Below are 13,593 nucleotides of genomic sequence, written 5' to 3'. Positions count from 1 at the left end.
GCTGTTTAAATGAGCGGAAATAGGGCCCGGGCGCCGGCCGGGCGGCCAGGCGGGGCGCCAGCCGTGGCAAACAGCGTAAAAAACGCGGGCCGTGTCCCCGGTGGCAAGGGCCTAAACTCTGCGATAATTGGGCGATATTTCACCCGTCTGCCGCTGTTTCCCCGGCTGGCGCGGCTCACCTTATTTTATTGGCATTATGCAAAACACCCTGCTGTTAGTCGACGGTTCCAGTTACCTTTATCGTGCCTTCCATGCGCTGCCCGACCTGCGCAGCCCGGACGGCTATCCCACGGGCGCCATGCACGGCATGGTCAACATGTTGCGCCGCCTGCGCGCCGATTACCCGGCCGCCTACATCGCCTGCGTGTTCGATGCCAAGGGTAAAACGTTTCGCGACGACATGTATCCCGAATACAAGGCCACGCGCGCCTCGATGCCGGACGACCTGCGCCTGCAGATCGAACCCATCCACGAAGCCGTGCGCGCCATGGGCTGGCCTATTTTGATGGTCGACGGCGTGGAAGCCGATGACGTGATTGGGACTTTAGCCGTGCAGGCGGCTGCCGCCGGCATGAACGTGGTGGTGTCGACGGGCGACAAGGATCTGGCGCAGCTGGTCAACAGCCAGGTGACCCTGATCAATACCATGAGCAATGAAAAGCTCGACGAAGCGGGCGTGCTGGCCAAGTTCGGCGTGCCGCCCAACCGCATCATCGATTATCTGTCGCTGATCGGAGATACGGTCGACAACGTGCCGGGCGTGTCGAAATGCGGCCCGAAAACGGCTGTCAAATGGCTGACCTTGTACGACAGCCTGGAAGGCGTGATGGAAAACGCGGCCAAGGTGGGCGGCGCCGTGGGCGAACACCTGCGCACGGCCCTGCCATGGCTGCCGCAGGCGCGCGCCTTGATCACCGTCAAGACCGATTGTGATCTGTCTGGCCACATGACAACGATCGCCGATTCGCTGGTGGCGAAACACGAGGACAAGGAAGCGCTGCTGGCCTTCTTCAACCGCTACGGCTTCAAGGCCCTGCTGCGCGAACTGGGCGCCACGCCGCCGCCGATGTCGCCTGTCGGCGCACCGGCGGCTACTGGTGCAGTATCGAATACCACGGGCGACATGTTTGCCGATGCTGCCCCGGCGATGGAAGCCGTATATGAAACCGTGCTGACGGACGAACAGCTCGATAAATGGATTGCCCTGATCGATGCGGCGCCTTTGAGCGCCGTGGACACGGAAACCACCTCGCTGGAACCGATGACGGCGCAAATGGTCGGTATTTCCCTCTCCGTGGCCGAGCACGCCGCCTGCTACATTCCGCTGGCGCACGATTACGCGGGCGCGCCGGACCAGTTGACGCGCGAACACGTGCTGGCGAAACTGCGTCCGTGGCTGGAAGATGCGAACAAGCCCAAGCTGGGCCAGAACCTCAAATACGACAGCCACATCTTCGCCAACCATGGTGTGACGTTGCGCGGCATCGCCCACGATACCCTGCTCGAATCGTATGTGTTCGAATCGCACAAGAAACACGACATGGACAGCCTTGCCCTGCGCCACCTGAACTACACGACGATTCCTTTCGAAGATGTGTGCGGCAAGGGCGTCAAGCAGATCACGTTTAATCAGGTGGAAGTGGAGCAGGCGGCGAAATATGCGGCCGAGGATGCCGACATCACCTTGCGTTTGCATAATAATATGTGGGGCAACGTGGCGAACGATGAAAAGCTGACCTTCATCTATGAAAAGATCGAGATGCCGACGGCTGTGGTCTTGCAAAAGATCGAGCGCAACGGTGTGCTGATCGACGACGAGTTGCTCAACATCCAGTCGGCCGAGCTGGCCGTGAAAATCCTCGAGCTGGAAAAGAAGGCGTATGAACTGGCCGAGCAGCCGTTTAATTTAGGTTCGCCCAAGCAGATCGGCGAAATCTTCTTCGAGAAGCTGAAGTTGCCGGTGGTTAAGAAAACCCCGACGGGTGCGCCATCGACGGATGAAGAAGTGCTGCAAAAGCTGGCAGAGGATTATCCGCTGCCGAAAGTGCTGCTGGAATACCGCGGCATGGCCAAGCTGAAATCGACATACACGGACAAATTGCCGAAGATGATCAACGTCACCACGGGCAGGGTGCACACGAACTATGCGCAAGCCGTGGCCGTGACGGGGCGCTTGGCGTCGAACGACCCGAACTTGCAGAATATCCCCATCCGCAGCGCGGAAGGCCGCCGCATCCGCGAAGCCTTCATTGCGCCACCAGGCAGCCACATCGTCTCGGCCGACTATTCGCAGATCGAATTGCGCATCATGGCGCATATCTCGGGCGATGAAGCCATGCTGCGCGCGTTTGCCGACGGCATCGACATTCACCGCGCCACGGCCGCTGAAATCTTTGGCGTGCCGGCCGCGGAAGTGCAGAGCGAGCAGCGCCGCTACGCCAAGGTCATCAACTTCGGCTTGATCTACGGCATGAGCGCGTTTGGCTTGGCCGGTAACCTGGGCGTGGACCGCACGGCCGCGCAAAGCTATATCGACCGTTACTTCGCGCGTTTTTCCGGCGTGAAACAGTACATGGAAGACACGCGCCAGCAAGCCAAGGCGCGCGGCTACGTGGAAACCGTGTTCGGCCGCCGTTTGTGGTTGCCGGAAATTAATTCACCGAACGGCCCGCGCCGCCAGGGCGCGGAACGGGCGGCGATTAACGCGCCCATGCAGGGCACGGCTGCCGACTTGATCAAGCTGGCCATGATCGCCGTGCAAGGCTGGCTGGAAACGGACGGCTTGCAGACGAAGATGATCATGCAGGTACACGATGAACTGGTGCTGGAAGTGCCGGACGCGGAGCTGGAATTGGTCAAGCGCAAGCTGCCGGAATTGATGGCCGGCGTGGCTGCGTTGAAAGTACCTCTGACGGCCGAAGTAGGAATTGGGAAAAACTGGGACGAAGCGCACTAAATTTAAACGCAACATTTTCAGGAGAAACGCATGAGCGACATGATCACCGATTGTGAAAGTTTGCTGGGCCAGAGCAGCTTGTCAGGGCCGGATGGCCGGCGTGGTTTCCTGAAGGTGGCGCTGGGGACGGGCTTTGCCGTGGCCGTGTTGCCCGTGGCGGCGCAAAACGTCATTAAGACCGATTCTGCCGGGCTCGTCACGGCCAGCGTGACCGTCATGGTCGATGGCCAGGCCGTGCCCGTGTATGCGGCCCAGCCGGAAGGCAAGACGGGTTTGCCTGTAGTCCTGGTCATTTCGGAAATCTTTGGCGTGCATGAACATATCGCCGACATGGCGCGCCGCTTCGCCAAACAGGGCTATCTGGCCCTGGCGCCCGATTTGTTCGTGCGCCAGGGCGACGCGACCAAGGTGGCCAGCATCCCGGAGTTGATGAAAGGCATTATCGCCAAGACGCCGGACGCGCAAGTGATGACGGACCTCGATGCTGTTGTTGCGTGGGCGAAACAGAATGGCGGCGATACAAGCCGCCTGGGCATCACGGGCTTTTGCTGGGGCGGGCGCATCACCTGGCTGTACGCGGCGCACAATCCGGCCGTCAAGGCGGGCGTGGCCTGGTATGGCCGCCTGGTGGGCGAACCGACCCCCTTGCAGCCGAGCAACCCCATCGATATTGCCGCCAGCTTGAAAGTCCCCGTGCTGGGCTTGTATGGCGGCAAGGATACGGGCATTACGCAGGAATCGATCGCCAAGATGAAGGACGCGCTGGCCAAGGGCGGCAACAAGTCGGAATTTGTCGTCTACGCCGATGCGGGCCACGCCTTCAACGCCGATTACCGCCCCAGCTATGTGGCCGCCGATGCGAAAGACGGCTATGCGCGCTGCCTGGCCTGGTTCAAGACACACGGTGTGGCGTGACGACGTCTGATTAAACCTGCTGCGCGTTGCGACTTGCGGCCTGCGATGCTCACTGTACTTCAGTACAGTTCCGCTTCTCGGCCACAATTCGCTGCCGCTCGCGACGGTTTTATCCGACGTCGAAAGCATGAGAATAGTTAAATTTTCCAGAAGTTGAACCGAAAGGCGCACCGGGCTGTAAAATGCCCGGTGCGCGTCAATGCAGTACAATTGCATCTTCATCGCGCTACGCTGCCGCCAGACGCGCAAAAAATTAAATAATAGATAACAACGCATTCATCAGGCCAGACGCCAGCATCGCGGGCGCCAGTGACCCGGCGCCATTTTGAGGTAAGAAAATCATCGATCCCGTCCTTATATCCATTTTGCTCGCGACCACGCTCGCGGGCGTGTTGAGCATTACTGCGGCGGCGATCTTTTCGTTTGCATTCCTGTCCAAGGTGGTCGAGCGCATGGTCAGCTTGTCCGTCGGCATCATGCTGTCGACGTCATTGCTGCACGCCTTGCCCGAAGCGTTCGAGTCGCAGGCCGATCCGCGCAGCCTGTTCGCGACCCTGCTGGCGGGCTTGCTGGCCTTTTTCATGCTGGAAAAATTCGCCATCCTGCGCCATTCGCACCACCACGAAGGCGATGGCCACCACCATGCGCACGGCCACGACAAGCACGAAGCGGGCAAGGCCGGCTGGATGATCCTCGTCGGCGACGGCATGCACAATTTTACGGATGGCATCCTGATCGCCGCCGCCTTCCTGGCCGACCCGAAACTGGGTCTGGTGACGGGCCTGGCCATCATCGCGCATGAAATTCCACAGGAAATCGGCGACTTCATCGTGCTGCTCAATGCGGGCTTCTCGCGCTTGCGCGCCTACATCTTCAATCTGCTGTGCAGCCTGATGGCGGTGGCCGGTGGCTTGCTCGGCTATTTCACCCTGGACCGCGCCAGCAATCTGATTCCTTACGTGCTCGTGTTCGCCTCGTCCGGCTTCATCTATATCGCCTTGAGCGACCTGATGCCTCAGATGCAGCGCCGCGCCACCTTGCGCGAAACCATCCCGCAAGTGCTGTTGATCGCGCTGGGCGTGTGCATCGTGCTGTTCCTGACGCACAAGCGCCACGGCGGTTGATGCACAGACCTGGTGCGTGTAGTATTGCCTTTCTGACTAACTTGTACAGAAAGGAGGAAAATTTAATGGAAGAAAACTTGTTGCTCGCCTTGTGGCGCGCACGCTCTTTAAGCGCATTTGCCAGCTCTTGCCCACGTTCTATCGCGCTGCGATAACCTGGCCAGAGCAAAGCCACCCTCCTGAATAGAGTTTTTCTCTAGAGTCCTTTCTCGGCTCACGGTTTTCGTTAGCGCTCCTGTTAACGCGGATGCTTGCATCCCGAACAAAGACAAGAGCCATGACTACCCTTATCTCTACCCAAGCTTTACAGCTGGATACCCACGACGGTTTCCTGTTCAACGAACTCGCCTTTACCTTGCGCCAGGGCGACCGCATCGGCCTGATCGGCCACAATGGTTGCGGCAAATCCACCTTGCTGGGCTTGCTCAGCGGCATGCGCGAGGCCACGTCCGGCACCATCCATGTTGCCCGTGCCTGCCGCTTGCAGCACGTGGAGCAGCACTTGCCGGCCGAACTTGCCAGCCTGAGCCTGTACGACGCCTTGTTGGCGCCCGTGCTGGAGCAGCCCGAGCTGCATTGGCGCGTCGACAGCCTGCTGGCCGAACTGGGCTTTGACCTTGATACGGCGCAAGTGCCCGTGCATTCGCTGTCCGGCGGCCAGCATACGCGGCTGTTGTTGGGGCGCGCCCTGCTGCAGGAACCGAACGTGCTGCTGCTGGACGAACCGAGCAATCACCTCGACCTGCCATCGCTGCTGTGGCTGGAGCAATTCCTGCTGAGCTGGCGCGGTGCCTTCATCCTCGTCTCGCATGACCAGCGCCTGCTCGACAACGTGGCCACGCGCAGCTGGATCTTGCGCGATAGCCGGCTGTACGATTTCGATTTGCCGTGCGGCCCCGCGCTGGCGGCGCTGGCCGAAGCCGATATTGCCGCTGCCGCCAGACATGCGGCCGAACAGAAGGAAATCGACCGCCTGTCGGCCAGCAGCGCCCGCCTGGCCCTGTGGGGCCGCACCTATGACAATGAAGACCTGGCGCGCAAGGCCAAAACCATGCAGCGGCGCATCGATAAATTGAAGGATGAGCAATCGTTCGTCAGCGATGGTGCGCCCTGGCGCTTGAGCCTGCGCGGCAAGGCGCTGGCGGCCGACCAGCTGCTGGCGCTGGACTCCCTCGACGTGCGCGCCTTGCCCGCCTCGCCGCTGCTGTTCCAGGTCGGCCAGCTGTGGCTGAAACCGGGCGACAGGGTCGCCTTGCTGGGCGCCAATGGCAGCGGCAAGTCGTCCCTGCTGCGCCTGTGCTGGCAGGCGATACAGGCGCAGGACGAACGGCCCGACTTGCGTTATCACAAGGCGGCGAACATCGGCTATTACGACCAGTCGCTCAGGCAGCTGTCCGACGGGGCCGACCTGTCCGACGCGCTGTATCCGTTTGCCGTGCAAAACGAGGCGGCGCGCAGCCAGGTGGCGCGCAAGCAAGCCTTGATTGCGGCCGGTTTCCCGTATGCGCGCCATGGCCAGACGGTGGCGACCCTGAGCGGCGGCGAGCGGGCGCGGCTGCTGTTCCTGGGGCTGTCCCTGGCCAGTTATCACTTGCTGCTGCTCGACGAACCGAGCAACCACCTGGACATGCAGGGCAAGGGGGAACTGGGGCAAGCGCTGCGCGGTTTTGCGGGCGGCTGCCTGCTGGTGTCGCACGACCGCGACCTGATCGAGACGGCGTGCAACCGTTTTTGGGTAGTGGCCGATGGTCAGCTGGAGGAGTGGCCGGATGCGGCCAGCGCGTATGCACGGCTGAGTCTTGAGGATGGGCAGGCGTTGTTGCCGGTGGCGCGGCCGGTAAACTCACCGCTTGCTCCAGCGCAAACCGATGTCGATCTGCAATTAGAGCGCTTGTGCGAACTGGAGCAATTGCTGGCCGAGGACCTAGCCCGCAAGCCGCGCCACCAGAAGCCGGCCAGCCAGCAGGCGTGGCAGGCGGAACTGGAGCAGCTGAATCAAGCGCTGGGGATAACGGCGTAGTTATCCAAGGGTGAAAAAAATGGCGGACCGCATGGTCCGCCATTTTTTTAATTCCCCGTCACCACCGGCCGTGCCGGATCGGCGCACCATTCGCTCCACGACCCCGGATACAGGGCCGCGCCAGGCAAGCCAGCCACTTCCAGGGCCAGCAGGTTGTGGCACGCCGTCACGCCGGAGCCGCACTGCATGATAGTAGATTCAGCCGTGCTGATTAGGCCCGCGAATTCCTGCTCCAGTTCTTTAGCGGATTTGAAGCGGCCGTCCGCCTGCAAGTTATCCTTGAAGAAACGGTTTTTCGCGCCGGGGATATGGCCGCCCACGGGATCGATGGTTTCGTTTTCGCCGCGATAACGGTCAGGTGCGCGCGCGTCGATGACGCTCAAGGCCTGGGTTTCCAGGTTGGCGACGACGTCCTGCACGCTGACCGTGCGCGTCAGGCTGGCTTTTTCCGTGAGCTTGCCAATAGGGCGGGGTGCCACCGGCGTGACCAGCGGCAAGCCTTGCGCCTCCCAGGCAGCCAGGCCGCCGTCGAGCACGGCGACGGCCGGATGACCGACCCAGCGCAACAGCCACCACAGGCGGGCGGCGAACATGCCGCCTTGCCCGTCATAGGCGATGACTTGCGTGTCGTCATGGATGCCCCAGCCGCGCAGCTTGGCCAGCAGGGCGGTACGGTCGGGCAAGGGATGCCGGCCCGTAAAGTCCGCGCCGCGCGCCGTCTTGGGACCGGACAGGGCCGTGTCGATATCGGCGAACTGCGCGTTCTGGATATGGCCGGCGGCAAACGCGTCGCTGCCGGCCGTGGGCTTGAGCAAGTCGTGGCGGCAATCGAGAATCACCCAGTCGCTGTCCTGCAGGTGGCTGGCCAGTTCGTTGGCCTGGATCAAGGTCGTATACAAGGTAAAGACTCCTTACACTTCGCTGGCGATGGGATCCGTGCGCGCGATGGCGGCGCCACGGGCCGTGTTGCGGGTATTGTAATAGGTTGCTGCGATACCGGAAGCGAGGATGATGCCGATGCCGGCCCAGCCATGCCAGTCGAACAGGTCGCCAAAGATGACCACGCCCCAGAAGCTGGAAAAAACGATGCCCGTATATTGTAAATTAGCAACAACGAGGGTCTTGCCCAGGCGATAGGCGCGCGTCATGGCCATCTGTGCCATGGTGGCGCACAGGCCGATGGCGGCCAGCAAACCGATGCCGTAGCCGCTCGTGTGCGCGTGCCAGATGACGGGACCGCCGCCAGCGCTGGCCACATGGCCGATCACGCCGGCCAGGAAATTGACGACCGAGAAATAAAACACGACGCGGTATTCGGGTTCGCCTAGCAAGCCCAGCTTGCGCACCTGCAAGTAGGCGAGGGCTGACAGCATGCCGGAAATCAAGGCCGTGACGGCGCCACCCACCTGGTCCGTCTCGAACACGGGTTGCAGCAGCAGGGTCACGCCGACAAAGCTCATGGCAATGGCCGCCACCAGCGGCCACTCGACCTGTTGCATGCCTTTCCACCAGCCACCGGCCAGCAGGATCACGGCGATCCAGATGGGCGCCATGTAGTTCAGGGTCATGGCGGTGGCCAGCGGCAGGATGGCGATGGCATAAAACCACAGCCACAGGGCGATCACGCCCACCACGCCGCGCCACAGATGCTGGCCCGGCATCGTCGTTTTAAAGCTGCCGCCCTGGTACAAAATCGTGCAGCTCATGACGGTCATGCCGATGATGCCGCGGTACATGACGATTTCGGAGGTCGAATACAAATCCGACGCCAGTTTCACGCACACGCCCATGATGGCGAACATAAAGCTGGCAAACAGCATCCACAAAGATTGCATTTGATTCCTGAAAAACGCGGGGATAAAAAAAGGCCGCGCAATGCGGCCCCCTACTCATTACAGTTCGATATTGTTGCGGTACCACTCGTGGAAGTGCTGCATGCCGTCTTCCATGGGCGACTGGTAAGGCCCCACTTCGTTTTCGCCGCGCGCCATCAGGGCCTTGCGGCCCGCATCCATGCGCAGGGCGATTTCATCGTCCTCGACGCAGGTTTCCATGTAGGCGGCCCGTTCTGCCTCGACGAAGTCGCGCTCGAACAACACGATTTCCTCCGGGTAATAGAACTCCACCACATTGCGCGTCTTTTGCGGGCCGTCCGGCCACAGGGTCGAGACGATCAGCACGTGCGGATACCATTCGACCATGATGTTCGGATACAAGGTCAGCCAGATGGCGCCATACGGTGGCACTTCTCCACCGCGGAATTGCAGTACCTGCTCCTGCCATTTTTTATAGGCGGGCGAACCGGCCTGCTGCAGGCCGCGGTGCACGCCCACCGTTTGCACGCTGTAATCCTTGCCGAATTCCCAGCGCAGGTCGTCGCAGCTGACAAAGCTGCCCAGCCCCGGGTGGAACGGTTCCACGTGATAATCCTCGAGGTAGACTTCGATGAAGGTCTTCCAGTTGTAGTCGCACTCGTGGATTTCCACGTGGTCGAACATATAGCCGGAAAAATCGAGGTCTTTCGAGACGGACAAATCTTTCAATTTTTCCATCACGTTGTAGCCATTTTGCTCGAACAGCAAGCCGTTCCAGCTTTGCAGCGGCGTTTTCGACAGGTTCAGGCACGGCGTCTCGGGGAAATGCGGCGCGCCGATCAATTCACCCTTGAGGTCGTAGGTCCAGCGGTGCAGCGGGCAGACGATATGGTTCGCATTGCCGCGGCCATTGAACATCAGCGCCTGCCGGTGGCGGCACACGTTGGACAGCACTTCGATGCCATTGGCGTTGCGCACGAGCATGCGCCCTTCGTTCTCAGACGCCAGGGTCGCAAAATCGCCGGTTTCCGGCACCATCAGCGCGTGCCCGACATAACGCGGGCCGGCTTGGAACAATTGCTGCATTTCACGCTGCAACAGCGTTTCGTCAAAATAGACGTGGACCGGAAGTTGCGCGTTTGAACGCGCCAGCTTGGCGTGAGTAGCCAGATCGGACATCCCAACCCCCCATAAATGTACAACGGTCAGCAGTGCCCCAGGCCTATCCCTGGGCAACCGCTACAGAGAGAAAGAATCCGCAAAGACCTGAATTCAAATTTGTTGAAACGGTATTTCGGACAGAACCGGCGATTATAGCGCGGATCGGCCTCGGCATTGCCAAACCCCTCCGGCAAATACGCTATTAATGAGAAACATTGTCATTCACCGTGCAATTTCCGGCCGATGGGGGCGATTGCGCTAGAATTGTCTGCCAAGCTGGCAACGTCTTTCCCTTTGAGCACGCCGATTGCGCTTTAGTTTTCACTTAATAGTGTGGTTTGTTCTAAAATAACGCTTCTATGCTGGCCGGGAGTCCCCGGCGTCTCCCTACATACCCCTCGTGCCACGAAGAGATCTGAGTCTATGTCGAAGAAATTAACTGCCGCTGCCGCAGCGCCGGCCTCGTTTGAAGAGGCAATGGCGGAACTGGCGCAGCTGGTAACGCAAATGGAAGCGGGCCAGTTGCCGCTGGAAGCATCGGTCGCGGCGTATCAGCGTGGCTCGGAACTGGTCAAGTATTGCGCCACCCAGCTCGATAGCGTCGAAGCGCAGGTGAAAGTATTGGAAGGCGACATGTTGAAACCGTTCGTGGATGCCGGCGAGGCCGCGCTATGACGGCCAGCATGCAGCAAGACGGCGTGACCTTCGGCGACTGGATGCAAGCGACCCAGTCCGGCGTGGAAGGCCGGCTCGACCAGTTTTTGCCTTCGGCGGACACCGTGCCGCACAAGCTGCACGCGGCCATGCGTTATGCGCTCTTGGGCGGCGGCAAGCGCGTGCGTCCGCTGCTGGTGATGGCGGCCGGCGAACTGTTTGATGCCGATCAAGATACCCTGGCGCGCGCCGCGTGCGCGCTGGAAATGATTCACGTGTATTCGCTCGTGCACGACGACATGCCTTGCATGGATGACGATGCCTTGCGCCGTGGCAAGCCTACCGTGCACATCGCCTACGATGAAGCGACGGCGCTGCTGGTGGGCGACGCGCTGCAATCGCAAGCGTTCATGCTGCTGGCCGACGGCGCGGCGATTCCTCCCGCGCGCCAGATGGCCATGCTCAAGCTGCTGGCGCACGCTTCCGGTTCCGCGGGCATGTGCGGCGGCCAGGCGATCGACCTCGACAGCGTCGGCCTGGCCTTGAGCCTGCCGCAGCTGGAACAGATGCACCAACTCAAAACGGGCGCCTTGCTGCGCGCGGCCGTGATTCTCGGCGCGCTGGCGGGCAAGGACTTGACGCCAGACGAGATGACGGCGCTGAACGCCTATGCGCGCGCCGTCGGACTGGCGTTCCAGGTGGTCGACGACGTGCTTGACGCGACGGCCGATTCGGCCACCCTGGGCAAGACGGCGGGCAAGGATGCGGCGGCCAACAAGCCCACCTACGTATCGATACTGGGGCTGGAACCATCGAGAGCCCTGGCAGAACAATTGCGGTGCGACGCCCATGCGGCGCTGGCGCCATTCGGGGACAAGGCACGCCGCCTGCGCGAGCTGGCAGACCTGGTCGTGCAGCGGAAGGCATAAATGAAACTGTTAGAAACCATCAATGAACCAGCGCAAGTGCGCAAGCTGGCCCGCTCGCAACTGGTGCCGCTGGCGCAGGAACTGCGCAGCTTCCTGCTCGACTCCGTTTCCAAGACGGGCGGCCATCTGTCGTCCAACCTGGGCACGGTCGAGCTGACCGTCGCGTTGCACTACGTGTTCAATACGCCGCACGACCGCATCGTGTGGGACGTGGGCCACCAGACGTATTCGCACAAGATCCTGACGGGCCGGCGCGAGCGCATGCATACCTTGCGCCAGAAAGATGGCATTTCCGGCTTCCCGAAGCGCGACGAGAGCGAATACGATACGTTTGGCACGGCGCATTCGTCGACGTCGATCTCGGCCGCGCTGGGCATGGCGCAGGCTGCCAAGATCAAGGGCGACCCGCTGCACGCGATCGCCGTGATCGGCGACGGTTCGATGACGGCCGGCATGGCTTTCGAGGCGATGAACAATGCGGGCGTGCAGGAAGACGTCAACCTGCTGGTGATTTTGAACGACAACGACATGTCGATCTCGCCGCCCGTGGGCGCGCTGAACCGCCACCTGGCGCGTTTGATGTCGGGCCAGTTCTATGCGGCGGCCAAAAATGTCGGCAAGTCCGTCTTGCCCGGCCCCGTGCTGGAATTGGCGAAGCGCTTCGAAGAGCACGCCAAGGGCATGGTCGTGCCCGCCACCATGTTCGAAGAATTCGGTTTCAACTATATCGGTCCCATCGACGGCCACGACCTCGATTCGCTGATCCCGACCTTGCAAAATATCAAGCAATTGAAGGGCCCGCAATTCTTGCACGTGGTCACCAAAAAAGGCCAGGGCTACAAGCTGGCCGAGGCGGAACCGATCCTGTACCACGGCACGGGCAAGTTCAATCCGGCCGAGGGCATCAAGCCGGCCACGGCGCCGGCCAAGATGACGTACACGGAAGTGTTCGGCAACTGGCTGTGCGACATGGCCGCGCACGACAAGCGCCTGGTGGGCATCACGCCCGCCATGCGCGAAGGCTCGGGCATGGTGAAATTCGAACAGCAGTTCCCCAACCGTTATTTTGACGTCGGCATCGCCGAGCAGCACTCCGTGACGTTTGCCGCCGGCCTGGCTTGCGAAGGCTTGAAGCCTGTCGTGGCCATCTATTCCACGTTCCTGCAGCGCGCCTACGATCAGCTGATCCACGACGTGGCGCTGCAAAACCTGGACGTGACGTTCGCGCTGGATCGCGCCGGCCTCGTGGGCGCCGATGGCGCCACGCATGCGGGCAACTACGACATGGCGTTCTTGCGCTGCATCCCGAACATGGTCATCATGGCCGCGTCCGACGAAAACGAATGCCGCCAAATGCTCACCACGGGCTACCACTATCCGGGCCCGGCAGCCATCCGCTATCCGCGCGGCGCCGGTGCCGGCGTGGCCATCGTGCCGGAACTGAAGGGCATCGAGATCGGCAAGGGCGAGATCAAGCGCCACGGCAAGCGCATCGCCATCCTGGCCTTCGGTTCCATGGTGGCGCTTAGCGTGGCAGCGGGCGAGAAGCTCGACGCGACGGTGGCCAATATGCGTTTCGTCAAGCCGCTCGACGTGGCGCTGGTGAAACAGCTTGCCGCTGAGCATGATTACCTGGTGACGGTGGAAGAGGGCTGCATCATGGGTGGCGCCGGTTCGGCCGTGGCCGAAGCCCTGGCGGCCGAAGGCATCGTCAAGCCGATTTTGATGCTGGGCTTGCCAGACGTCTTCATCGACCATGGCGACCCCGTGCAGTTGCTGAAAAGCGTGGGCCTGGACGCCACCGGCATCGCCGCGTCGATCGAGCAGCGTTTCCCGGCAGCAGGTCCGCGCCTGGCGATGGTCAGCTAAGACGTTCAAGCAAGATAAAAGCGGCACTGCGGTGCTAATGCCGTTCAGTTAAGGTCTCGTTTCAAGACCCGGACAGTGTAACGCTGAGGCACGGCTTTGACGGCCCGGTCGAATTTTCGACCGGGCCGTTCTTCATTCAGGAGGTCGGTTA

Annotated in this window: 10 protein-coding genes; 7 read left to right on the top strand and 3 right to left on the bottom strand. The window is 61.3% G+C overall.

What is annotated here, in order from left to right; genetic code table 11:
* Positions 1-196 precede the first annotated feature (196 nt).
* The 4 genes from polA (at position 197) to ACQ4W0_RS26780 (ending at position 7,015) form a co-directional block, all read left to right on the top strand.
* A complete protein-coding gene (gene polA, locus ACQ4W0_RS26795) occupies positions 197-2,956 on the top strand; it encodes a DNA polymerase I (RefSeq protein ID WP_436579518.1) in 2,760 nt (919 codons plus the stop codon).
* A gap of 30 nt (positions 2,957-2,986) precedes the next feature.
* The gene (locus tag ACQ4W0_RS26790; protein WP_436579517.1) at positions 2,987-3,871 is read left to right on the top strand and encodes a dienelactone hydrolase family protein; all 885 of its coding nucleotides are present in this window, start codon (positions 2,987-2,989) and stop codon (positions 3,869-3,871) included.
* A gap of 365 nt (positions 3,872-4,236) precedes the next feature.
* Complete coding sequence (locus ACQ4W0_RS26785) at positions 4,237-4,995, top strand: ZIP family metal transporter (protein WP_071079461.1); 759 nt, start codon at positions 4,237-4,239, stop codon at positions 4,993-4,995.
* 277 nt (positions 4,996-5,272) lie between these two features.
* On the top strand, positions 5,273-7,015 hold the full coding sequence (locus ACQ4W0_RS26780) for an ABC-F family ATP-binding cassette domain-containing protein (protein ID WP_436579516.1): 1,743 nt from the start codon (positions 5,273-5,275) through the stop codon (positions 7,013-7,015).
* A gap of 47 nt (positions 7,016-7,062) precedes the next feature.
* Here ACQ4W0_RS26780 and ACQ4W0_RS26775 read toward each other — a convergent pair whose 3' ends face one another.
* Genes ACQ4W0_RS26775 through ACQ4W0_RS26765 form a run of 3 tightly spaced genes read right to left on the bottom strand, consistent with a single transcriptional unit; the run spans position 7,063 to position 10,008 of the window.
* Complete coding sequence (locus ACQ4W0_RS26775) at positions 7,063-7,914, bottom strand: sulfurtransferase (protein WP_436579515.1); 852 nt, start codon at positions 7,912-7,914, stop codon at positions 7,063-7,065.
* 12 nt (positions 7,915-7,926) lie between these two features.
* Positions 7,927-8,850 (bottom strand): DMT family transporter, encoded by a 924-nt coding sequence (locus ACQ4W0_RS26770; protein WP_436579514.1) that lies wholly within the window; start codon positions 8,848-8,850, stop codon positions 7,927-7,929.
* 57 nt (positions 8,851-8,907) lie between these two features.
* Complete coding sequence (locus ACQ4W0_RS26765; protein ID WP_101483854.1) at positions 8,908-10,008, bottom strand: aromatic ring-hydroxylating oxygenase subunit alpha; 1,101 nt, start codon at positions 10,006-10,008, stop codon at positions 8,908-8,910.
* A 405-nt stretch (positions 10,009-10,413) separates the two neighbouring features.
* On the opposite strand from ACQ4W0_RS26765, the gene ACQ4W0_RS26760 reads away from it, so the two are divergent.
* The 3 genes from ACQ4W0_RS26760 to dxs are packed head-to-tail and all read left to right on the top strand — an operon-like array spanning position 10,414 to position 13,442.
* Positions 10,414-10,665 carry an exodeoxyribonuclease VII small subunit gene (locus ACQ4W0_RS26760; protein ID WP_010394784.1) on the top strand — a complete coding sequence of 84 codons (252 nt, stop codon included), beginning with the start codon at positions 10,414-10,416 and terminating at the stop codon, positions 10,663-10,665.
* Positions 10,662-11,573, top strand: coding sequence for a polyprenyl synthetase family protein (locus ACQ4W0_RS26755; RefSeq protein ID WP_436579513.1), 912 nt, complete (start codon positions 10,662-10,664; stop codon positions 11,571-11,573). Before ACQ4W0_RS26760 ends, ACQ4W0_RS26755 begins: the two co-directional genes overlap by 4 nt.
* Positions 11,574-13,442, top strand: a complete 1,869-nt coding sequence (gene dxs, locus ACQ4W0_RS26750) for a 1-deoxy-D-xylulose-5-phosphate synthase (RefSeq protein WP_436579512.1) — start codon at positions 11,574-11,576, stop codon at positions 13,440-13,442. It abuts the gene before it with no gap.
* The last annotated feature ends 151 nt before the right edge of the window (positions 13,443-13,593 follow it).

This window comes from Janthinobacterium breve (assembly GCF_051380895.1).
Lineage (GTDB): Bacteria > Pseudomonadota > Gammaproteobacteria > Burkholderiales > Burkholderiaceae_D > Janthinobacterium.
Note: the sequence above shows the minus strand (reverse complement) of the source record. Positions and strands in the feature narration are given on the sequence as shown.